Source organism: Exiguobacterium sp. s26 (assembly GCF_018618235.1).
In the GTDB taxonomy this organism is placed as follows: domain Bacteria; phylum Bacillota; class Bacilli; order Exiguobacteriales; family Exiguobacteriaceae; genus Exiguobacterium; species Exiguobacterium chiriqhucha.
Genome location: NZ_JACSLS010000002.1, coordinates 89,613 through 111,381, shown reverse-complemented (window position 1 = coordinate 111,381; position 21,769 = coordinate 89,613). Strand labels below are relative to the sequence as shown.

The following is a 21,769-nucleotide window of genomic DNA, read 5'->3' as shown; positions in this document are numbered from 1 at the left end:
AGACAATGACGACTTTTATCGCCATCGTTTTGATGTTTGGAGTACTCATTTCGGTTCATGAATGGGGACACCTCGTCATGGCGAAACGGGCAGGGATTCTCTGTCATGAATTTGCAATCGGGTTTGGACCGAAAATCCTCTCATTCCGAAAAAATGAGACGCTGTATACGATTCGACTATTGCCAATCGGCGGTTATGTCAAAATGGCCGGGGAAGATTTTGAGCCGATCGAAGTGAAGGCCGGGCAACACGTCGGATTGCGTCTGACGAGTGCTGGGACGGTCGATCGCGTCTATTTCCAACCGGACCAGGCCCAAGACGTTCATGTCGTCGGGACGGTCGACAAGTTTGACTCGGTCCGCGAATTGAAAGTACAACTGCTCGTCGATGATGAGGTCCGTGTCTATTCGCTCGAGCGGGACACGCTTCTCGTCGACCAAGGCATGGAGATTCAAATCGCGCCTTACGACCGCACGTTCGGAGCCCAGTCTGTCTGGAAACGGGTGCTTGCGATTGCAGCCGGTCCGGCGATGAACTTCGTCCTTGCCTTCCTCCTCCTCGTCATCGTCGGTCTCGTCCAAGGGACACCGACGGACGATGGTCAAATCGGTACGGTCCAACCGGACTCGGCCGCCGATCAAGCCGGGCTCGTCGCAGGCGACGAGATCGTCTCGATCGAGGGTCAACCGATCGACAACTGGCTCGATTTGCGGACGGTATTGGCCGATCGTGCCGACACACCGACCGAAGTGACGTATATTCGTGACGACGTCGAGCAAACGGTGACGATTACGCCGCAAGCGGTCGAACAAAATGGGGAGACGGTCGGAATTTTAGGCGTGACGAACGCGCTCGAACGTTCACCGGCCAAAGCCTTTACAACCGGGGCCGAGACGACGTGGACGATGTCGACGCTCATCTTCTCCGCGGTCGGTGACTTGGTGACGGGTCAGGTCGGCGTCGATCAGTTGGCCGGTCCGGTCGGGATCGTCCGCATGACCGACGAAGTGGCAGCGAGCGGATTCATCATGCTCCTTAACTGGACGGCACTTCTATCCGTCAACTTGGCCATTTTCAACTTGTTGCCGCTCCCGGCGCTCGATGGGGGACGACTCATCTTCCTCTTGTTCGAAGCGGTGCGCGGACGACCGATTGATCCGAAAAAGGAAGGATTCGTCCACTTTATCGGTTTCGCTTTGCTCATGCTGCTCATGTTGATTGTCACCTGGAATGATATCCAGTCATTCTTTAAATAATAAGATCTAATCGAGTTACAGAAGGGAAACGTTGATACCTATGAAACAATCGAGACTGTTCATGCCTACATTACGAGAAGTACCGGCCGATGCGGAAGCCATCAGCCATCAGCTTCTCGTCCGTGGGGGCTTCATGCGCCAAAACGCCGCTGGGATTTATTCATATCTCCCGCTCGGCCATCGCGTATTGCACAATATCCAAACGATTATCCGCGAAGAGATGAATCGGGCCGGAGCGCAAGAGTTGCTCATGCCAGCGATTCAACCGGCCGAACTATGGGAAGAGACGGGACGCTGGGGCATTTACGGTCCAGAATTGATGCGATTGACGGACCGTCATGACCGTCGTTTCGCACTCGGTGCGACCCATGAGGAACTCATCACGTCAATCGTGCGCGATGAACTCAACTCGTATAAAAAGTTACCGGTCAACTTGTATCAGATTCAAACGAAGTATCGCGACGAACGTCGTCCGCGCTTCGGATTGCTCCGGGGTCGTGAGTTCTTGATGAAAGACTCGTACTCGTTCCATGCGACGCAAGACGACTTGGACGAAGAGTATACGAATATGTATAACGCCTATTCACGCATCTTTGACCGCATCGGCTTGAAATATCGTCCGGTCGTAGCTGATTCAGGTGCCATCGGCGGGAAAGATACACACGAGTTCCAAGCGCTCGCCGAAATCGGTGAAGATACGATCGTATATACGGATTCATCAACTTATGCGGCGAACATCGAGATGGCTGAAACGCTCGACCGCTATGACATGCAAGCGGCCGACGTGCTCGCACTCGACAAGGTCGACACGAAAGACAATAAGACGATTGAAGATGTGGCGCGTTTCTTGAACGTCGATCCGAAGACGACGATCAAGTCGGTCCTCTTCAACATCGATGGCGAGACGGTCATGGCCATCGTTCGAGGTGATCACGAGGCAAACGACGTCAAAGTGAAGAACGCTCTCGGTGGACTCGACATCCAAATGGAAGAAGAAGCGACGATTATCGACTTGTTCGGCTGTGAACCGGGCACGCTCGGACCGATTCATTCACCGGTCAAAGTCGTGGCTGATTACGCCGTCAAATATTTGGTCGACGCGGTATGTGGCGCCAACGAGGCGAACACCCATTATACGCACGTCAACGCCGAACGCGACTTGTCGCATTTGACGTATCACGACCTCCGTTTCGTCGTCGAAGGCGACATGGCACCTGACGAGTCGGGTCCGGTCCGCTTCGCCCGCGGGATTGAAGTCGGACAAGTGTTCAAGCTCGGCACACGCTATTCAGAAGCGATGGGCGCGACGTTCTTGAACGAAGAAGGTCGGGCCGAACCTCTCATCATGGGCTGTTACGGCATCGGCGTCTCGCGGACATTGTCGGCCGTCATCGAGCAACATCATGACGATCGCGGGATCGTCTGGCCGAAGAGCGTCGCTCCGTTCGATGTGCACTTGATTGCCATCAACACGAAAGACGAGGCGCAAGTCGAACTCGCGAACCGTTTATACGATGAGCTGTCATCGACGTACGATGTGTTGTATGATGACCGTAAAGAACGGGCTGGCGTCAAGTTTGCCGATGCTGATTTGATCGGTCTTCCGATTCGTATCAACGTCGGGAAAAAAGCGAGCGAAGGAATCGTCGAAGTGAAAGTACGTGCCACTGGCGAAGTCCTCGAGACGACAGTCGATGAGTTGCCACGTGTCATCACGACGCAACTGAACGAAGCCAAATGATCGATGAAGGTGACGGTTTCTTGCCGTCACCTTCATTTTTCGACATTGAATGATAAAAGGGGGGACTTCTTACCCGTGGAAGCTAATCAAAAAATGCAATTGCTCTTGGGTGACCTCGGCATCACGACCGAAACGGATCAATTCGACGGAGCGGAGCTGTCACGACTCGTCGTCAACAAGCAACGCCGGACATGGACGTTTTATTTCCAATTGCAACACGTGTTGCCGTATGAGGTGTATCAACTATTCATGAGCCGGCTCGAGAGTCGCTATGCGACGTTCGCGGACGAGGTGTACGCTCGGTTCACGACGACGTCAGGTGGGGGCGAACAGGACTATATCGACTATTGGCCCCGAATCGTCAGTGAATTGAGCCAAGTGTCAGGCGCGATGCGCAGTTATTTCGCATCGGTCGCACCGCGCTTCGAGCAGAACAAATTGCTCATCCCGGTGCGCTCGGCCCCTGAGGCGAACTATGTCGACAAAGAGTTATGCCAAGAAGTCCAGGCGCTCTACAGCGCCTATGGCTTTATGAAAAAACCATGCCAAGCGCAGTTCTCAGAAAATGAAGAAGCGAACCAAGCGTTGCGCGAACAAGTCGTCCAAGAAGATTTGGAACAGGCGAAGCTCGCACTCGCGGCGCAGTTCGCCAAGTCGACCGAGACGAACGATGAGCCGGTCACTGAAGTGCGGATGGGCGCTTTGATTAAAGACGAGATTGTCCCAATCAAGACGATTATCGAAGAAGAACGACGCGTCGCCATCCGTGGCCTCGTCTTCTCGGCCGAACGGAAAGAATTGAAGAGCGGGAAGAAACTGTTCACGTTCAAGATGACGGACTATACCGATTCACTCATCGTCAAAGTGTTCGCGCGCGATGACGACGATGACCGTATGCTCAGTGCTGTCAAAAAAGGCATGTGGATTCAAGCAGCCGGTCGGGTCGAGGATGACAGCTTCATGCGCGAACTGTGCATGATGGCGTCACAACTGCAAGAAGTGAAAGTCGAACCGGTCCGGGACGAATGGGCCGGTGAAAAGCGGGTCGAACTGCACGCGCACACGCAGATGAGCCAGATGGACGCGGTCACAAACGTATCGGCAATCGTCGCACGAGCGGCGAAATGGGGCCACCGTGCCATCGCCATCACGGACCATGCCGGAGTCCAGTCGTTCCCAGAAGCCTATTACGCCGGGAAAAAGAATGACATTAAAGTGCTGTTCGGGGTCGAGGCGAACGTCGTCAATGACGGCGTACCCGTCGCCTATCATCCGACCGACGTCCCGCTCGACGATGCGACGTACGTCGTCTTCGACGTCGAGACGACGGGGCTTTCGGCCGTCTACAATAAAATCATCGAGCTCGCGGGTGTCAAAATCAAGGACGGAGAGATTATCGACCGCTTCGAGGCGTTCGCCGATCCGAAACATCCGCTCTCGGCCACGACGATTGAACTGACGGGTATCACCGATGACATGGTCCATGGCCAGCCCGACCCGGAAGTCATCGCCAAGCAGTTCGTCGATTGGTGCGGGGACGGCATTCTCGTCGCCCATAACGCATCATTCGATATGGGCTTCCTTGAAGCGACGCTCCGGAGCGGTGGGCACGAGCCGGATGACTATCCGGTCATCGACACGCTCGAGCTCGCCCGGACGATTTTACCGACGCTCAAGAACCACCGTCTCAACACGCTCGCGAAGCGATTCGATATCGAGTTGACGCAACATCACCGCGCCATCTATGATGCCGAGGCGACGGCTTATTTGCTCATGAAGCTGCTCGAACTCGCCAAACAGATGTTTGAGATGGAAACGCATCGCTCGCTGAACGCGAAAGTCGGGAGCGACGTCTCGAAGATTCGTCCGTTCCATGCGACGATTTATGCGAAAACGAAAAAACCGGGACTCCGGAACTTATACGAACTGATTTCCTTGTCGCACATCGACTACTTGTTCCGCATGGCACGCATGCCTCGCTCGGAGATTATCAAGCGTCGTGAGGGCCTCTTGATCGGTTCGGCGTGCGACAATGGCGAGATTTTCGATGCTGCTCTGAACAAATCGGACGAAGAGCTTGAGAAGATGATGGCGTTTTACGATTTCATCGAGATTCATCCGCCGGCGCTCTATATGCATCTCATCGATAAAGAAATTGTCGCCAACGAACTTGAGTTGCGTGAAATCATCAAACGGATCATTCGCGTCGCAGGTCAGGCCGGACTGCCGGTCTGTGCGACCGGCAACGTCCACTATCTCGACCGGACGGACCGTTCGTATCGGGAGATTTTGATTCGGACGCAAGGTGGCGCCAACTACATCAACACGCGGAAAGAACTCCCGCATGCCCATTTCCGCACGACGAAAGAGATGATGGAAGACTTCAAATTCCTCGGGGACGAGCTCGCCCGCGAGATCGTCATCACGAACCCGAACGCGATTGCCGATCAAATCGAGTCGATTCAAATCATCCCGGACGACTTGTATACGCCGAAGATTGAAGGGGCCGACGATGAAGTCCGGAATATGAGTTATGATATGGCCCGCTCGATTTATGGAGAACAACTGCCTGAAATCGTCGAAGCTCGGCTCGAGAAAGAGTTGAAGTCGATTATCGGTCACGGGTTTGCGGTCATTTATTTAATCTCGCATAAACTCGTGAAGAAATCGCTCGATGACGGCTATCTCGTTGGGTCACGTGGTTCGGTTGGATCGAGTTTCGTTGCGACGATGACCGAAATCACCGAAGTCAATCCGCTGCCACCGCATTACGTCTGTCCGAAGTGTCAACATTCCCACTTCTTCGACGACGGATCGGTCGGGTCCGGGTATGACCTTCCCGACAAGCAATGTCCGGAGTGTGGGACTTGGTATACGAAGGACGGGCACGATATCCCGTTCGAGACGTTCCTTGGTTTCAAAGGGGACAAAGTACCGGATATCGATTTGAACTTCTCGGGTGAATATCAACCACACGCCCACGCTTACACGAAAGTGTTGTTCGGTGAAGAGTATGTGTATCGTGCCGGTACAATTGGGACGATTGCCGATAAGACGGCGTACGGATACGTGAAAGGCTATGCGACCGAGAACGATAAGATTTATCGGAATGCCGAGGTCGACCGTCTCGTCTCGGGTGTCACCGGCGTCAAACGGACGTCCGGGCAACACCCGGGGGGGATTATCGTCGTCCCAGATTATATGGACATCGCCGAAATTTCGCCGATCCAATATCCGGCCGATGATAAGTCGTCCGAATGGAAGACGACCCACTTCGACTTCCACTCGATTCACGACAACTTGCTCAAACTCGATATTCTCGGTCACGATGATCCGACCGCCATCCGGATGCTCCAAGACTTGTCCGGTATCGATCCGAAGACGATTCCGACGGACGATCCGACGGTCATGAAAATCTTTTCGTCGCCGGAAGTACTCGGTGTCACGCCGGAACAAATCGAATCGAAGACGGGTACGCTAGGGATTCCAGAGTTCGGGACGAAGTTCGTCCGGCAGATGCTCGAAGAGACGAAACCGTCGACGTTCTCCGAACTCGTTCAAATTTCGGGACTGTCTCACGGGACAGATGTCTGGATTGGGAACGCGAACGAACTCATCTATAACGGGACGTGTGAATTGAAAGACGTCATCGGGTGTCGTGATGACATCATGGTCTACTTGATTTATGCGGGCCTCGAACCGTCATTTGCCTTCAAAATCATGGAGTCGGTACGGAAAGGGAAAGGCTTGTCGGAAGACATGGAGACGGAGATGCGGGCCAACGATGTTCCGGAATGGTACATCTCGTCTTGTAAGAAGATCAAGTATATGTTCCCGAAAGCGCACGCCACGGCGTACGTGCTCATGGCCGTCCGGATTGCCTACTTCAAAGTGCATCATCCGATTCTGTATTACGCGACGTACTTCACGGTCCGGGCCGGCGACTTCGATTTGTCGGCGATGATCAAAGGGTCACAGGCCGTGCGTAAAGCGATGTCGGATATCCGTGAAAAAGGATTTGAAGCCACGGCGAAAGACAAAGGCCTCCACACCGTGCTCGAGCTCGCACTCGAGATGTTAGAGCGCGGCATGAAGTTCCAGAACATCGATTTGTACCGTTCGAGCGCGACCGAGTTCTTGATTGAAGGGAACACGCTCATTCCGCCGTTCAATGCCGTCGATGGTCTCGGTACGAACGCGGCGAAAGCGATTGTCGATGCACGTGCCGAAGGACAGTTTTTATCGAAAGAAGACTTGCGCAAACGGGCCAAGTTGTCGAAGACGATCGTCGAGACGCTCGATACGATGAAATGTCTCGAAGGCCTCCCGGATGAGAACCAACTCTCGTTCTTTGATTTTGGGGTGTAAGTTGCGAAAAACCGGGAAAATATGATATATTGGTATCGAACAATGTTGGATACTACGACGGAAAGGAGTAGGGAACCCTACTCCTTTCTTGTATGTAAAAGCCAGAAGGAGGGATGAGAGTGTCCAAAATAACAGAAGTCGTCGAAGCGATCGCGTTGCCGATCGTGGAGCGTGAGAACATGGAATTGGTCGATGTCGAATTCGTGAAAGAAGGGCCAGACTGGTTCTTGCGCGTCTATATCGACAAGCCGGGGGGCGTCGATTTAGATGATTGCGTCAACATCAACGAACAACTCTCGGAAAAACTAAACGATAGCGATCCGATCGAACAAGCCTATTATCTTGACGTCTCGAGTCCCGGTGCCGAACGACCGCTGAAGAAGCCGACCGACTTTGAACGCGCAATTGGAAAGAACGTCTATATCAAGACGTTTGCCCCGATTGAAGGTGCCAAAGAGTTCGAAGGGATTTTGACGGAATATGACGGCGAGACCGCCATCGTCGAGACACGCATCAAGACAAGAAAAAAAGCGATATCGCTACCGGTAGACAAAATTGCACAAGCCCGCCTAGCGGTCACGTTTAGTTAAGGAGAGGTAAAGATGGGGCCACAATTACTCACAACAATCGAACAGATTGCTAACGAAAAAGGAATCGAGAAGGAGATTATCATCGATGCACTTGAGCAGGCGCTCATTTCGGCATACCGCCGAAACGTCGCCAACCCGAATGAAAACGTAAAAGTTGAATTCGACCAAGTGACCGGTGATATTCGTGTCTTCGCACTTCTCGAAGTCGTTGAACGTCTCTCGCATCCCGAGCAACAATTGTCGCTCGAAGAAGCGCATGAGATTGACCCGAACTATGAGTTAGGGGACTTCCATAAAGAAGAAGTCACACCGAGCGACTTCGGTCGCGTCGCAGCGATGACAGCCAAACAAGTCGTCACGCAAAAGATGCGGGAAGCCGAGCGCGAGCGCATCTATAACCACTTCGTCGATAAAGAAGACGAGATCATGACGGGGATTGTGGAACGGTTCGACCCACGCAACTTGTATATCGGTCTTGAAAACAATATCGAAGCGGTGCTCACACCGAACGAGCAGATGCCAAATGAATCGTACCAGATTCATGACCGCATCAAGGTGTATGTCACAAAAGTCGATTCGACGACGAAAGGGTCTGGCGCAGCCATTCAAGTCTCGCGGACGCATCCAGGTCTGTTGCGTCGTCTGTTCGAGCTCGAAGTGCCAGAAATCGCGAGCGGAACGGTCGACGTCATGTCGGTCTCACGCGAAGCGGGTGATCGCTCGAAGATTGCTGTTCATTCAGACATCGTCGATCCAGTCGGCGCTTGTGTCGGTCCGAAAGGGCAACGTGTCCAAACAATCGTCGATGAGCTCAACGGTGAGAAAATCGATATCGTACGTTGGTCGAACGACCCGAAAGAGTTCGTGAAAAACGCACTCAGCCCGGCTCAAGTCGTTGACGTGTACGTCAATGAACCGAATAAATCGACGACGGTCGTTGTGCCAGACTATCAATTGTCACTCGCCATCGGGAAACGCGGTCAAAACGCCCGTCTTGCCGCTAAGTTGACGGGATGGAAAATCGATATTAAGAGCGAGACCGATGCAGAAAGCATGGACTTGTATGATACGTACGCCGAAAAAGTTGAACCGGAGCCAGAAATTGTTCACAATGAAGTGGAACAGACTGACTCGGTTGACGTCGCCCTCGAGCCGACAACGGTGAAAGAAGAGGAATGACCATGAAGCAAAAGAAACTTCCTTTGCGCAAATGTGTGGTCACGCAAGAAATGTTACCGAAACAAGCGTTGATTCGTGTCGTTCGGACGCCGGAAGGTGACGTCGTCATCGATACGTCCGGTAAATTGAACGGACGTGGAGCGTATTTGTCGAAAGATGCGGATGTGATTCGTTTAGCAGAGAAAAAACGGACACTCGATCATCATTTAAAAGTCAAGACGAGTGACGCGCTTTATGAGCAGCTGCTTCAAGCTGTCACAGGAGCCGAATCATGAGTCAGTGGGAATCATTGTTAGGCCTTGCCGCACGTGCGAGGAAAGTAACGATGGGAGAAGAGTTTGTGTTGAAGGATGTACGAACTGGCCGAGCCAAGCTTGTCATCCTTGCCGGAGATGCAGGAGCGTCTACGAGAAAACGGGTTACCGACAAGTGTACATCGTATGGTGTTCCATTGATTGAAGTGAGCGACCGATATACAATCGGGGCTGCTTTAGGTAAAGACATGCGAGTCGTCGTGTCTGTGACAGAATCCGGATTTGCGAACAAGCTTAAGCAACTTCTCTCTTAACTATTAACGGAGGTGGATGCTTTGGGAAAACGCGTCTATGAATTTGCAAAAGAACAGAATGTAACAAGTAAACAAGTCATTACTCAGCTCGAGAAAATGAACAAGCCAGTAAAAAACCACATGGCTGTCTTAGATGAGGAGTCGGTCAAGCAACTCGACCGTGTCTTCAATCCTGAGAAATACCGTTCGGCTGACAAGCAAGAAAAGCCAGCTGCAACGAAACCAGCTGAAACGAAGTCTGCCGAGTCAAAACCGGCTGACGCGAAACCTGCTGCCAAGCAAGAAGCACCGAAAGCACGCCCACAAGCGTCTGGCGGTCAAAGCAACCAAGCGGGCAACCGTGGTGGCAACCGTTTCGGCAACAACCGCAATGACAACCGCAACAAAAAGCGCGGTGGTAAATTCAAAGGCAAGCCTGCAAAAGCAGCCGTGCCATTAGAAGCGGATCCAAATTCGAAAACGAGTCAGCGTAAAGCAGCTCGTTTAGCGCAAGAGTCTGAAATGGGCAACGTCATCAAGTACGATGATGTACTCAGCGTATCGGACCTCGCTGCGAAGATGGATAAAAAGCCAAACGAGATCATCATGAAGTTGATGGGTCTTGGTGTCATGGCGACAATCAACCAAACACTTGATGACGAGACGATTGAGTTGCTTGCAACTGAATTCGGTTATGAAGTTGAGAAAGAAGTACTCATCGATGAGACGGACTTTGAAGAAGTAGAAATCGACTTCTCTGAGTATGAGCTTGTTGAGCGTCCAGCTGTCGTCACAATCATGGGTCACGTCGACCACGGTAAGACAACACTCCTTGACTCGATCCGCAACACGAAAGTCGTTGCTGGTGAAGCCGGCGGAATCACGCAGCACATCGGTGCTTATCAAGTTGAAGTCAACGATAAAAAGATCACGTTCCTCGATACACCAGGTCACGCCGCCTTTACGACGATGCGTGCTCGTGGAGCCGAAGTGACGGATATCGCGATTATCGTTGTCGCAGCGGATGACGGCGTCATGCCACAGACAGAAGAAGCCATCTCACATGCGAAAGCGGCAAACGTGCCGATTATCGTCGCTGTGAACAAAATGGATAAAGAAGGCGCAAACCCTGACCGCGTCAAACAAGAATTGACAGAGTTCGGTCTTGTACCGGAAGAGTGGGGCGGCGAAACGATTTTCGTACCGATCTCAGCTTTGAAAGACGAAGGAATCGATGAGTTGCTCGAGATGATCTTGCTCGTTTCTGAAGTCGAAGAGTACAAGTCGACGCCTAAAATGCCAGCTCGCGGTTCGGTCATCGAAGCGAAGCTCGACAAAGGCCGCGGTCCTGTCGCCACGCTTCTCGTTCAACACGGGACACTCCGGATCGGTGACTCAATCGTCGTCGGTAGCACGTTCGGACGCGTCCGGGCCATGGTCAACGATATCGGTCGTCGTGTGAAAGAAGTCGGTCCATCGACGCCAATCGAAATTACAGGATTGAACGATGTCCCACAAGCGGGTGACCAGTTCATCGTGTTTGAAGATGAGAAGAAAGCACGTGCAATCGGAGAAAAACGTTACCAACGTTACCTCGAATCACAGCGTCGCGAATCGGCTAAAGTTAGTCTTGATGACTTGTTCAGCCGCATTCAAGAAGGCGAAGTCAAAGATTTGAACGTCATCATCAAAGCAGACGTTCAAGGTTCGGCTGAAGCACTCGCTGGTTCACTCCGTAAAATCGACGTCGCAGGCGTTAAAATCAACATCGTCCACCAAGGTGTCGGTGCAATCACAGAAGGTGACGTCATTCTCGCTTCGGCGGCAAATGCGATCATCATCGGATTCAACGTTCGCCCAGATGGTAACGCCCGGTCGATGGCCGAGCAAGAGCATGTTGAAATGCGTCTGCACCGCATCATCTATAACGCAATCGATGAAATCGAAAGCGCGATGAAAGGGATGCTCGACCCTGAGTTCGTTGAAGAAATCACAGGACAAGTTGAAGTCCGTGACGTCTTTAAAGTCTCGAAAGTCGGTACGATTGCCGGCTGTTACGTCACAGAAGGTAAAATCTCACGCGACGCCGGCGTCCGCATCATCCGTAACGGGATTGTTGTGTACGAAGGAAAACTCGATACGCTTCGCCGTTTCAAAGACGACGTCAAAGAAGTCGCGACAGGTTACGAGTGTGGGATTAAAGTAGAGAAGTTCGACGACATCAAAGTGGAGGACGTTATTGAAGCGTTCATCATGAAAGAAGTCGAACGTAAATAAAGCGAGGAGGGAACACGTATGAACATTCGTGCCCAACGCGTCGCAGAGCAGATGCGTAAAGAGATTACAGATATCTTGCTCCGTGAAGTCAACGACCCACGTACGAAGAACGCTACAATCACGAGCGTTGATGTGACGGGAGACTTGCAGCAAGCGACAGCCTACTACACGGTGCTCGGAGACGACGCCACGGTGAAGGCTGAAACGCAAGCTGGTCTTGATAAGGCGAGCGCATTTATTCGCCGCGAGATCGGGAGCCGCATCCGTCTTCGGAAAACGCCAGAATTGTCGTTCGAATACGATTCATCGGTCGCATATGGTAGCCATATCGATTCATTGATTCGTGACTTAAATCGGAACGACCAATAAATTGAAGGGGGGACTCGCGTCTCCCCTTTTTTGATGGGAGGAATTCAGATGGAACCAACTGGCGTATTGATTTTAGATAAAGAGAGCGGCATGACGAGCCACGACTGTGTGTTCAAGCTCCGTAAATTGTTCCAAACGAAAAAAGTCGGACATACCGGCACGCTGGACCCGGAAGTGACCGGTGTCCTACCGATTTGCCTCGGACGGGCGACAAAGCTGTCTCGTTTTCTGACCGATGAAGGCAAACGGTACGCCGCCGAGATTACAATCGGAACAGCGACGATGACGGAGGACGCCCATGGCGAGGTGGTCGAGACGCGTGAAGTCGGTCCCGAGGTGTTCACCGCTGCGGACATCGATCGTGTCCTTGAGAAGCTGACAGGAAAAATCGAGCAAATCCCGCCTTACTTCTCTGCTGTCAAAGTGAACGGTAAGAAATTGTACGAATACGCCCGAAAAGGTCAGACGGTGGACCGACCGCGCCGCATCGTCGAGATTCATCGCCTCGTCCGGACGAATGAGCCGGTCATCGAAGACGGTGTCTGCCGTTTCCGTGTCGACGTCGAGTGTGGCAAAGGGACGTTCATCCGGACGCTCGCCGTTCAAATCGGGGAGCAGCTCGGCTATCCGGCCCATATGAGCGACTTACGGCGGACCCGGTCTGGTTCGTTTGAGGAAACGGCCGCCGTCACGTTGCAGCAACTGGCCGACCTCGAAACGGTCGAGGAACGAATGAACCACCTCATCCCGCTCGAAGAGGTCATCAAACGTTGGCCGGCCATGACGATTCCAGCCAATCGAGAACGGTATATTCGAAACGGAGGTCGTTTGAACGACGTCTCGCTCGAATTTGAACTGTTTACTGTCTATAATGAAGAAGGAATTCCACTTGCCCTCTATCGACGGCTTGACGGAACAACAGACGCAACTGTCGAGGTCATGTTGACTATCGACTAAAGGGGAGATTGAAGTATGGAAACAATCCATCTGACGTATCCTGAGACACCAGACCTGGTCCCTTCGGTCATGGTGCTCGGATTTTTTGACGGCGTCCACACCGGACATCAGGCCGTGATTCGGCATGCGCAGGCGCAAGCAAAACAGCTTGACGTGCCCGTGACCGTCATCACGTTCGACCCGCACCCGAAACAAGTGTTATCGAACAAACCGGATGCGGTCCGTTACATCACACCGCTCCAGCGGAAATTGAACCGGATTGCCGCACTCGGTGTCGAACGGTGCATCGTCATCACGTTCACGAAAGAGTTGGCGAGCCTGTCGCCACAACAGTTCGTGGATGACTATTTGATTGGTGCCGGTGCGGTCCATGTGACGGCAGGTTTTGACTACTCGTACGGTAAATTCGGCGAGGGGACGATGGAGACGCTGCCGTATCATGCGCGCGGTCGCTTCACGACCTCGGTCGTCGCCGAACAGACGAGCGGCGGCGAAAAAGTGTCGTCGACGCGGATTCGTCAGTTGCTCGGTGCCGGTGATGTCGATGTGGCGAGCGAATTGCTCGGTACGCCGTACGTTATCTGCGGGGAAGTCATCCACGGTGACGCCCGAGGCCGGACGATCGGCTACCCGACGGCGAACGTCGTCATGGACGCATCGTATGTCATGCCGCGTCTAGGCGTCTACGCGACGCGTGTACGGCTTCAGGACGGTCGGACGTTCGACGCGATGACGAACGTCGGTCGGCGGCCGACGTTCTATGCGACCGGTGACGTCTCAATCGAGAGCCACTTGTTCGACTTCTCGGAAGATTTATACGGACAATTGATCGAAATCGAATGGATGCACTATTTACGGGACGAGCGGGCGTTCGACGGACTCGACTCGCTCATCGCCCAACTCAAGCAAGATGAGACGGCCGCTCGGGCAATCCTGTCTTGACTTTGGATGGGTGGTACGGTATCCTATTTTGGTACGCAAAGTACACCGCTTCGCTTGGCTGATCGATTCACCAACGTCGGCTCGGCAACGCGGCAATTTTCTATTAAATGGAGGTGGAGAGGCTATGGCACTCTCAAAAGAACGTAAGAACGAAATCATCGCGGAATACGCGACAAAACAAGGTGACACTGGTTCACCGGAAGTTCAAGTTGCAGTATTGACTGAACAAATCAACACTTTAAACGATCATCTTCGTACACACAAGAAAGACCACCACTCACGTCGCGGTCTTTTGAAAATGGTTGGACGTCGCCGTAACTTGCTTACGTACCTTCGTAACAAGGACGTTACACGTTACCGTGAATTGATTCAACGCCTTGGTCTCCGTCGTTAATCCGAACGGACCATGTGACGGGCTGGGACACTTGTTCCTAGTCCGTTTCTTCTTTTTTAGGAGGAAAATCATTAGACATTCATATGAATGAGTTACATAATAAACTAGATAAGGTTTGAGAGGAGAATGTTCATGTTAGGTACGAAACAAGTATTTTCTACAGAATGGGGCGGGCGTCCGCTGTCTGTAGAAGTCGGGCAACTTGCGAAACAAGCAAACGGCTCGGCACTCGTCCGTTATGGGGACACGGTCGTGCTCGCCACGGTCACAGCATCGAAAGCGCCGAAGGATTTAGATTTCTTCCCGCTCACGGTCAACTATGAAGAAAAATTATACTCGGTCGGTAAAATTCCAGGAGGTTTCCTCCGTCGGGAAGGTCGTCCTGGGGAGAACGCGATTTTGACATCGCGCCTCATCGACCGTCCGATCCGTCCGCTTTTCCCGGATGGCTTCCGTCATGATATCCAAGTGATGATTTACGTCATGTCGAACGACCCGGACTGCCCAGCTGAGATGGCCGGTATGCTCGGAACGTCAATCGCACTCTCGATTTCAGACATCCCGTTTGATGGCCCGATCGCCGGTGCGACAGTCGGACGCGTCAACGGTGAGTTCGTCGTCAACCCGACGACGGCTCAGCTCGAACAGACAGACCTCGAACTCCAAGTCGCCGGAACGGCAACTGCAATCAACATGGTTGAAGCAGGCGCCAACGAAGTACCGGAAGACGTCATGCTCGAGTCAATCTTGTTCGGTCATGAAGAAATCAAGAAATTGGTCGCTTTCCAAACGGAAATCGTCGAAGCTGTCGGGAAACCGAAGTTCGAATACACGGTGTCGAAATTTGATGACGCCTTGACGGCTGAGCTCGAAGCAGCTCGTCCAGAAATCAACGCTGCGGTTCAAGTCGAAGAGAAGCATGCGCGTGATGCAGCAATCAACGAAGTGATTGCCAAGTACGTCGCCATCTACGAAGAGCGCCTCGTCGACGAGCCGGCCAAGTTGAAAGAAGTGTCTGGCATCTTGAACAAATTTGTCAAAGATGAAGTTCGCCGTCTCATCACGGTCGATAAAGTTCGTCCGGACGGTCGTCGCCCGGAAGTCATCCGTCCACTTGCGTCGGAAACGGGCTTATTGCCACGCGCCCACGGCGTTGGATTGTTCACACGTGGACAAACACAAGTCATGTCGGTGGCGACACTCGGCGTCATCGGAGATGCTCAAATCATCGACGGCATCGGTCTCGAAGAGAACAAGCGCTTCATGCACCATTACAACTTCCCGCCGTTCTCGGTCGGAGAAGCTCGTCCGGTGCGTGCGCCAGGTCGTCGTGAAATTGGTCACGGTGCTCTCGGAGAACGTGCGTTGCTCCCGGTCATCCCGAAAGAAGCCGACTTCCCGTACACGATTCGTCTCGTCTCGGAAGTACTCGAGTCGAACGGTTCAAGTTCACAGGCGTCAATCTGTGGCTCGACACTCGCTCTCATGGATGCAGGGGTTCCAATTAAGGCACCGGTTGCCGGGATTGCGATGGGTCTCATCATGGAAGGCGAACATTACACGGTTCTCACGGACATCCAAGGACTCGAAGATCACCTCGGTGACATGGACTTCAAAGTCGCTGGAACGAAAGACGGGATCACGGCGCTCCAAATGGATATCAAAATCGCCGGAATCACGCGTGAGATTTTGGAAGAGGCACTCGAACAAGCACGTTCAGGCCGTCTCCACATCTTGAATCATATGCTTGAAACGCTCGACGCACCGCGTCCGCAGTTGTCGAAGTATGCACCGAAAATCGTGACGATGACGATCAATCCGGATAAGATCCGCGATGTGATTGGACCGGGCGGGAAGATGATTAACAGCATCATCGACCAAACGGGCGTCAAAATCGATATCGAGCAAGACGGAACGGTCTTCATCGCGTCGACCGATCAAGATGGCATCGATATGGCGATGGCCCTCATCGGCGACATCGTCCGTGAAGTCGTCGTCGGCGAAGAGTTCGATGCAACGGTCCGCCGCATCGAGAAGTTCGGCGCGTTCGTCGAATTGTTCAAAGGGAAAGACGCGCTCGTCCACGTCTCTGAGTTCAGCTTAGAGCGTGTCGCGAACGTGGAAGACGTCGTTAAACTCGGCGATACAATCAAAGTCCGTGTGACGGAGATTGACGACAAAGGCCGAGTCAATGCCTCACACAAAGTGCTCATCCTTGAAGGATTATCACCGGAAGAACGTGAAGCATACGAAGCAAAACGTAAAGCGCAGCGCGAAAGCCGTCCACCACGTGACAGCCGTCCGCCGCGTCGTGACGGAGACCGTCGTCCGCCACGCTCGACAAACTAATCATGATGGCCATCGTCTGGTGCGATGGCCTTTTTCATAGGAGTGATAACATGGAATGGATCACATTAGACAACGGAGTCCGCATCGTGATTGAGCCGATGGCGGATGTCCGTAGCACGTCGACCGGTGTCTTTATCAAAGCCGGAACTCGGACCGAAGACATGACCGAGATTGGCATCAGCCATTTGATTGAACATATGTTATTTAAAGGGACGAAGACGCGAACGGCAAAAGAAATCGCGTCGTTCTTCGATGAGCTCGGGGGTAGCGTCAACGCGTTCACGTCGAAAGATCATACGTGCTATTACGTGAAGACGCTTGACGAGCACGCGGTCATCGCGTTCGATGCGCTCGCCGACATGCTGTTCGACTCGTTATTTGATGAGACGGAGCTCGAGAAAGAGAAGCGGGTCGTCTTAGAAGAAATTAAAATGTATGAGGACACACCGGAAGACCTCGTCCACGAGCTGCTCGCGAAAGCCGTCTATAAGGACGACATCCTTGCCGAACCGATTCTCGGGACGGAAGCGAGCGTCCTCAGCCTATCGCGGGACCAACTGCTCCGTTACGTCGCTTCGACGTACACGGGCAATCGTGTCGTCGTTTCAATCGCCGGGCATGTGACCGATGAATTGATTGAGGCGGTCAAGACAAGGTTTGCCGACCTCCCATCAGGGGAATCTCCGAAAGAATCGACGACTCCGATTTTATACAGTGACGTGATGAAAAAACAGAAAGAGACAGAGCAAGCACACCTCTGTTGGAACTTTGAGGCGATTGCCGCCAAAGATGACCGTCTGCCGCATTTGGCCTTGATGAACAATGCCATCGGGGCCACGATGTCATCACGTCTTTTCCAGTCGATTCGAGAAGAAGAGGGGCTGGCATACTCGATTTACTCGTACTACACGACGTTCGATGACCACGGGACGTTCACCATCTATATCGGGACATCTCCGGATACGCTCGCCCAAGTCGAGACGATTATGACGCGCGAACTCGAGACGTTGATCGCGGACGGATTGTCCGACGAGGAAGTCGAGAAAGGCAAGCGCCAATTGAAAGGCTCGCTCGTCCTCGGGAATGAGAGTACGAGTGCCCGCATGAACCGAAACGGTCGAAACCTCGTCCTGCTCGACGATGTCGAGGACTTGAACGAGGTGCTCGATAAAATCGATCGCATCGATGTGCATGGTGTCAACGCCTTAATCAGAGAGGTGCTCAGCCACGCCCCTGCCAAATCTTATGTCCTTCCGTCCGAAGACTGACTTGAAACCGAATTGTAAGTTCTCTACACTGATTAAGAGGTATTCTTTACTTTGGACAGGAACAGGTGAAAGAAGGGAAAGACTTGAACTTAACGGATTTAGCTAAACACATTCAATTGATTAATCAACCAAACTTACAAGCCATCCCAGTGACCCATGTGACGACCGACTCGAGAGAAGTCGTCCCTGGGACGCTGTTCGTCGCCATCAAAGGCTATACGGTCGACGGCCATGACTATGCCGAATTGGCGGTCAGCAAAGGGGCCGTAGCCGTCGTCAGCGAGCGTCCGCTCTCGTTAAGCGTACCGAACTTAATCGTGCGCGACAGCACACGATCGGTCGGCCTCTTAGCGTCGGCGTTCTATCAGTATCCGTCTGAACAGATGCGTCTGTTCGGGATCACGGGGACGAACGGCAAGACGACGACAACGACGATTTTGCGCGACGTCCTCACCGAGCTCGGTCATAGCACCGGATTGATCGGCACGGTCGAGGTCCGCATTAACGATACGATCGTCCCAAGTAAAAATACGACACCGCAAAGCTCGGAGCTACAACAGTTGCTCGCCCGGATGCACGCAGAAGGCGTGACCGATGTGATGATGGAAGTGTCATCGCACGGACTCGAACTCGGCCGTGTCATCGGGACGGACTTTGATATCGTCGGATTCACGAACTTGACGCACGACCATCTCGATTTCCACGGTACGTTCGAGAACTATGCGCGAGCGAAAGGCCTACTGTTCGCACAGCTCGGACAGATGGCGTCACGTCACAAGGTCGCCGTACTGAACGCAGACGACCCGTACAGCAAGCTGTATGAGACGATGACAGGGGCGCGAGTAATTACTTATGCGATTGACGCGATGGCAGACGTGACGGCATCAGATATCGTTCAGACGCTGTCAGAGACGAGCTTTTGCCTCAACTATCAAGGCGAACGCCATCCGTTGACGGTTCAATTCATCGGCCGCTTCAACGTGTATAACATCTTGCTCGCGACAGGTTGCCTGCTCGCGGCAGGCTATCGCTTGCCCGAAATCGTCCAGGCGCTCGAAGCGATCCATCCGGCCAAAGGGCGGATGCAACGCCTCGATGTGCCGGGCTATAACGTCTATGCGGATTACGCCCACACGCCCGACGGCATCGAGCAATGCTTGAAGTCGCTCGTCGGCGTGCCGAAAGAGAAGATTGTATTCTTAATCGGGACAGGCGGAAATCGTGACGTTACGAAGCGACCGACGATGGGAGAGATGGCCTCGAAGTATGCGGGAACGGTCGTCATCACGACGGACGATCCACGCTTTGAAGCCTACGACTCAATCACGAGCGGCATCGCTGCCGGGATGACCCACGACAATTTCGTTGAGATCGGGGACCGCGAAGAGGCGGTCCGCTACGCGGCCAAATTGGCCGAGTCCGATAACATCGTCGTCCTGGCCGGCAAAGGACATGAGAAATATCAAATCATTGGCAATGAGAAAATTCCGCTAGATGAAGAAGCGATCGTCCGAGCGACAATTTTGAAGACGGAGGAATCATGATTTATGGCAGTACAACCGATCACCTTGACAGAAAAAGAGCATGACGAGTTCGTCAAAACACATGACCGTGGGGATTTGCTTCAACTCTCAAGTTGGGCCAACGTCAAACGACAAAACGGCTGGTTCGCCGAGCGGATCGCCGTCGCGACCAATGGTGTGACGAGCGGGGTCGCGTTACTCTTGTTCAAACGCGTACCTAAACTTCCGTTCACGCTTTGCTACGCGCCGCGCGGTTTCGTCGTCGACTATGACGATGTGGCTTCGTTGACCGCGTTGACCGAAGAAGCGAAACGGGTCGCCAAAGCGAATAAAGCGATCACCGTGAAAATCGATCCAAATATCGACCGAGACGAAGTGCCAGGCCTGTTGACGGAAATGGCTAGCCTCGGTTTTAACCATAAAGGATACGGCGGCGGGTTCGATTACGCCCAGCCTCGGTTCACGATGGAGACGGACTTGCGTCCGAGCGAGAAAGAGATTTTTGGCAAGTTCCATCATAAATTCCGCTATAACGTGCGTTTGGCAGAACGAAAAGGAATCGTCTGCACGGAAGTCGGTCGCGATGGTCTCCAGACGTTCGCGGAGTTGATGAAAGTGACAGGCGAGCGGGACGGCTTTGCCATCCGCGGCCTTGATTACTTCGAGAACTTATACGATTGCCTGCAGCCAGGGGACGCGCGTCTGTTCTTGACGAAACTCGAACCGAAGCTCGCGCTCGACCAACAGATGGCCACGCTCGAAAAAGCCGAACGTGACCTCGGCAAGATTGAACGTTCCCTCGAGACGGAGACGGTCGAGAAGAAACGGACAAGTCTGTTGAACCGTCAAAAGCAGACGGGCGAACAGATTGAAAAGATTAAAGCTGCGTTGCCGGAACTGAACGAGTTGCACGACAAGTACCCGAACGGGCTCGTCTTATCGGGCGGTCTGTTGACGTTAGCCGGCCGACGCTCGTATTACTTGTACGGTGCGTCTTCGAACGAGTTCCGTGACTTCATGCCGAACCACCTCATGCAATGGACGATGATGCAAGCGGCCAAGGCGAGCGGGGCCGAACGCTATGATTTCGGTGGCGTATCGGGCAGAACCGACGCCGATGATGAGTATGCGGGTCTGTATGCGTTCAAATCAGGTTGGGGTAGCGATATGATCGAGAAGGTTGGCGAGTTCGATCTCGTCTTGAATCGTCCGCTCTATTTCGCCCTTGAAACAGGATTACCGCTCGTCAAAGGACTCCGTAAACGGTTGCGCCGATGAAATGGACCGGCGTCTTGACGTTCGCGATGACGGCTTTTTTAGTCGGAATCTTTTTAGCGTATACGTTGTCACGTCCGGGGCCGATGCCATGGGTCGATGAACCGACGTTCGAGTCGGGGATGTGTGAGCGCAACTCGCGCTCGGAAGCGGTCATCGTCGAGCGTAGCGAGAAGGCGTTCGCCAAACTGCATCCGCACGTACGGGAGCGGAGTGAATCGTTCGTGCGGCTAGCCTATTCGTGCCTCGGTCTCGAGGTTCGCCTGACGTCAGGATACCGTTCAGCCGATGAGCAGAACGCCCTGTACGCCCAAGGTCGCTCGAAACCAGGTCAAGTCGTGACGAACGCCAAAGCAGGTGAGAGCTACCATAACTATGGCCTTGCCGTCGACTTCGTCATCATTCACAACAACCGCGCCGACTATGATTTGGAGTCGGACCACAATCGGTCGGATGAACCGGATTGGCAAGAACTAGGGGAGCTCGGCAAGGCGCTCGGCTTCGAATGGGGCGGGGATTGGAGAAGTTTTCCGGATTACCCACACTTACAAATGGACTTCGGTTTGTCGATTCGTCAGCTCGCTTCCGGGAAACGTCCGGATGACAAAGCGACGATGCCGCTTGCCGATGTGATGAAACCTCTCGTCGATTGAACGGAAATGTTGGCATATCAGCAGTTTTCCGATACAATATTCAGTAGCGATAAGTGGACGAAACAGAATATGCAACATCTA

Annotated in this window: 17 protein-coding genes; all 17 read left to right on the top strand. The window is 53.1% G+C overall.

All coding sequences use genetic code 11. The annotated features are described in order from the left end of the window. Positions 1 to 5: 5 nt before the first annotated feature. The 17 genes from rseP (at position 6) to KNP82_RS02900 (ending at position 21,688) form a co-directional block, all read left to right on the top strand. Positions 6 to 1,256 carry an RIP metalloprotease RseP gene (gene rseP, locus KNP82_RS02980; RefSeq protein ID WP_029595687.1) on the top strand — a complete coding sequence of 417 codons (1,251 nt, stop codon included), beginning with the start codon at positions 6 to 8 and terminating at the stop codon, positions 1,254 to 1,256. A gap of 40 nt (positions 1,257 to 1,296) precedes the next feature. Beyond that, positions 1,297 to 2,997 (top strand): proline--tRNA ligase, encoded by a 1,701-nt coding sequence (locus KNP82_RS02975; protein WP_029595686.1) that lies wholly within the window; start codon positions 1,297 to 1,299, stop codon positions 2,995 to 2,997. 75 nt (positions 2,998 to 3,072) lie between these two features. After that, positions 3,073 to 7,365 carry a PolC-type DNA polymerase III gene (locus KNP82_RS02970; protein WP_214826987.1) on the top strand — a complete coding sequence of 1,431 codons (4,293 nt, stop codon included), beginning with the start codon at positions 3,073 to 3,075 and terminating at the stop codon, positions 7,363 to 7,365. A gap of 119 nt (positions 7,366 to 7,484) precedes the next feature. Next, positions 7,485 to 7,955 carry a ribosome maturation factor RimP gene (gene rimP, locus KNP82_RS02965; protein WP_021067156.1) on the top strand — a complete coding sequence of 157 codons (471 nt, stop codon included), beginning with the start codon at positions 7,485 to 7,487 and terminating at the stop codon, positions 7,953 to 7,955. Between the two features lie 12 nt (positions 7,956 to 7,967). After that, positions 7,968 to 9,134 carry a transcription termination factor NusA gene (nusA, locus tag KNP82_RS02960; protein WP_029595684.1) on the top strand — a complete coding sequence of 389 codons (1,167 nt, stop codon included), beginning with the start codon at positions 7,968 to 7,970 and terminating at the stop codon, positions 9,132 to 9,134. Further along, a complete protein-coding gene (gene rnpM / locus KNP82_RS02955) occupies positions 9,131 to 9,409 on the top strand; it encodes an RNase P modulator RnpM (protein WP_165569410.1) in 279 nt (92 codons plus the stop codon). The genes nusA and rnpM overlap by 4 nt, the downstream gene beginning before the upstream one ends. Beyond that, complete coding sequence (locus KNP82_RS02950) at positions 9,406 to 9,702, top strand: YlxQ family RNA-binding protein (protein ID WP_029595683.1); 297 nt, start codon at positions 9,406 to 9,408, stop codon at positions 9,700 to 9,702. The genes rnpM and KNP82_RS02950 overlap by 4 nt, the downstream gene beginning before the upstream one ends. Before the next feature lie 21 nt (positions 9,703 to 9,723). After that, a complete protein-coding gene (infB, locus tag KNP82_RS02945) occupies positions 9,724 to 11,958 on the top strand; it encodes a translation initiation factor IF-2 (protein WP_021067160.1) in 2,235 nt (744 codons plus the stop codon). Positions 11,959 to 11,976: 18 nt separating this feature from the next. After that, positions 11,977 to 12,327, top strand: coding sequence for a 30S ribosome-binding factor RbfA (rbfA, locus tag KNP82_RS02940; RefSeq protein ID WP_021067161.1), 351 nt, complete (start codon positions 11,977 to 11,979; stop codon positions 12,325 to 12,327). A gap of 48 nt (positions 12,328 to 12,375) precedes the next feature. Then, positions 12,376 to 13,284, top strand: coding sequence for a tRNA pseudouridine(55) synthase TruB (gene truB, locus KNP82_RS02935; RefSeq protein ID WP_214755814.1), 909 nt, complete (start codon positions 12,376 to 12,378; stop codon positions 13,282 to 13,284). 15 nt (positions 13,285 to 13,299) lie between these two features. Then, entirely contained in the window at positions 13,300 to 14,226 is a 927-nt protein-coding gene (locus KNP82_RS02930; RefSeq protein ID WP_021067163.1) for a bifunctional riboflavin kinase/FAD synthetase, read from the top strand. 124 nt (positions 14,227 to 14,350) lie between these two features. After that, a complete protein-coding gene (gene rpsO, locus KNP82_RS02925; protein WP_015881433.1) occupies positions 14,351 to 14,620 on the top strand; it encodes a 30S ribosomal protein S15 in 270 nt (89 codons plus the stop codon). 132 nt (positions 14,621 to 14,752) lie between these two features. Beyond that, complete coding sequence (pnp, locus tag KNP82_RS02920) at positions 14,753 to 16,969, top strand: polyribonucleotide nucleotidyltransferase (RefSeq protein ID WP_021067164.1); 2,217 nt, start codon at positions 14,753 to 14,755, stop codon at positions 16,967 to 16,969. 50 nt (positions 16,970 to 17,019) lie between these two features. Further along, positions 17,020 to 18,237, top strand: a complete 1,218-nt coding sequence (locus tag KNP82_RS02915; RefSeq protein ID WP_029595681.1) for a M16 family metallopeptidase — start codon at positions 17,020 to 17,022, stop codon at positions 18,235 to 18,237. An 83-nt stretch (positions 18,238 to 18,320) separates the two neighbouring features. Then, on the top strand, positions 18,321 to 19,781 hold the full coding sequence (locus KNP82_RS02910) for a UDP-N-acetylmuramoyl-L-alanyl-D-glutamate--2,6-diaminopimelate ligase (protein ID WP_029595680.1): 1,461 nt from the start codon (positions 18,321 to 18,323) through the stop codon (positions 19,779 to 19,781). A gap of 3 nt (positions 19,782 to 19,784) precedes the next feature. Continuing rightward, positions 19,785 to 21,038, top strand: a complete 1,254-nt coding sequence (locus KNP82_RS02905) for a lipid II:glycine glycyltransferase FemX (RefSeq protein WP_029595679.1) — start codon at positions 19,785 to 19,787, stop codon at positions 21,036 to 21,038. After that, positions 21,035 to 21,688 (top strand): M15 family metallopeptidase, encoded by a 654-nt coding sequence (locus KNP82_RS02900; protein WP_029595678.1) that lies wholly within the window; start codon positions 21,035 to 21,037, stop codon positions 21,686 to 21,688. The genes KNP82_RS02905 and KNP82_RS02900 overlap by 4 nt, the downstream gene beginning before the upstream one ends. Positions 21,689 to 21,769: the final 81 nt, after the last annotated feature.

Excerpts from the sequence above, each read along its gene's own strand:
- KNP82_RS02950 (WP_029595683.1), top strand. The coding sequence starts at position 9,406 with ATGAGTCAGTGGGAATCATTGTTAGGCCTTGCCGCACGTGCGAGGAAA.
- KNP82_RS02930 (WP_021067163.1), top strand. The coding sequence starts at position 13,300 with ATGGAAACAATCCATCTGACGTATCCTGAGACACCAGACCTGGTCCCT.
- rbfA (WP_021067161.1), top strand. The coding sequence starts at position 11,977 with ATGAACATTCGTGCCCAACGCGTCGCAGAGCAGATGCGTAAAGAGATT.
- pnp (WP_021067164.1), top strand. The coding sequence starts at position 14,753 with ATGTTAGGTACGAAACAAGTATTTTCTACAGAATGGGGCGGGCGTCCG.
- rseP (WP_029595687.1), top strand. The coding sequence starts at position 6 with ATGACGACTTTTATCGCCATCGTTTTGATGTTTGGAGTACTCATTTCG.
- KNP82_RS02905 (WP_029595679.1), top strand. The coding sequence starts at position 19,785 with ATGGCAGTACAACCGATCACCTTGACAGAAAAAGAGCATGACGAGTTC.
- rnpM (WP_165569410.1), top strand. The coding sequence starts at position 9,131 with ATGACCATGAAGCAAAAGAAACTTCCTTTGCGCAAATGTGTGGTCACG.
- nusA (WP_029595684.1), top strand. The coding sequence starts at position 7,968 with ATGGGGCCACAATTACTCACAACAATCGAACAGATTGCTAACGAAAAA.
- KNP82_RS02975 (WP_029595686.1), top strand. The coding sequence starts at position 1,297 with ATGAAACAATCGAGACTGTTCATGCCTACATTACGAGAAGTACCGGCC.
- rpsO (WP_015881433.1), top strand. The coding sequence starts at position 14,351 with ATGGCACTCTCAAAAGAACGTAAGAACGAAATCATCGCGGAATACGCG.
- KNP82_RS02915 (WP_029595681.1), top strand. The coding sequence starts at position 17,020 with ATGGAATGGATCACATTAGACAACGGAGTCCGCATCGTGATTGAGCCG.
- truB (WP_214755814.1), top strand. The coding sequence starts at position 12,376 with ATGGAACCAACTGGCGTATTGATTTTAGATAAAGAGAGCGGCATGACG.
- KNP82_RS02900 (WP_029595678.1), top strand. The coding sequence starts at position 21,035 with ATGAAATGGACCGGCGTCTTGACGTTCGCGATGACGGCTTTTTTAGTC.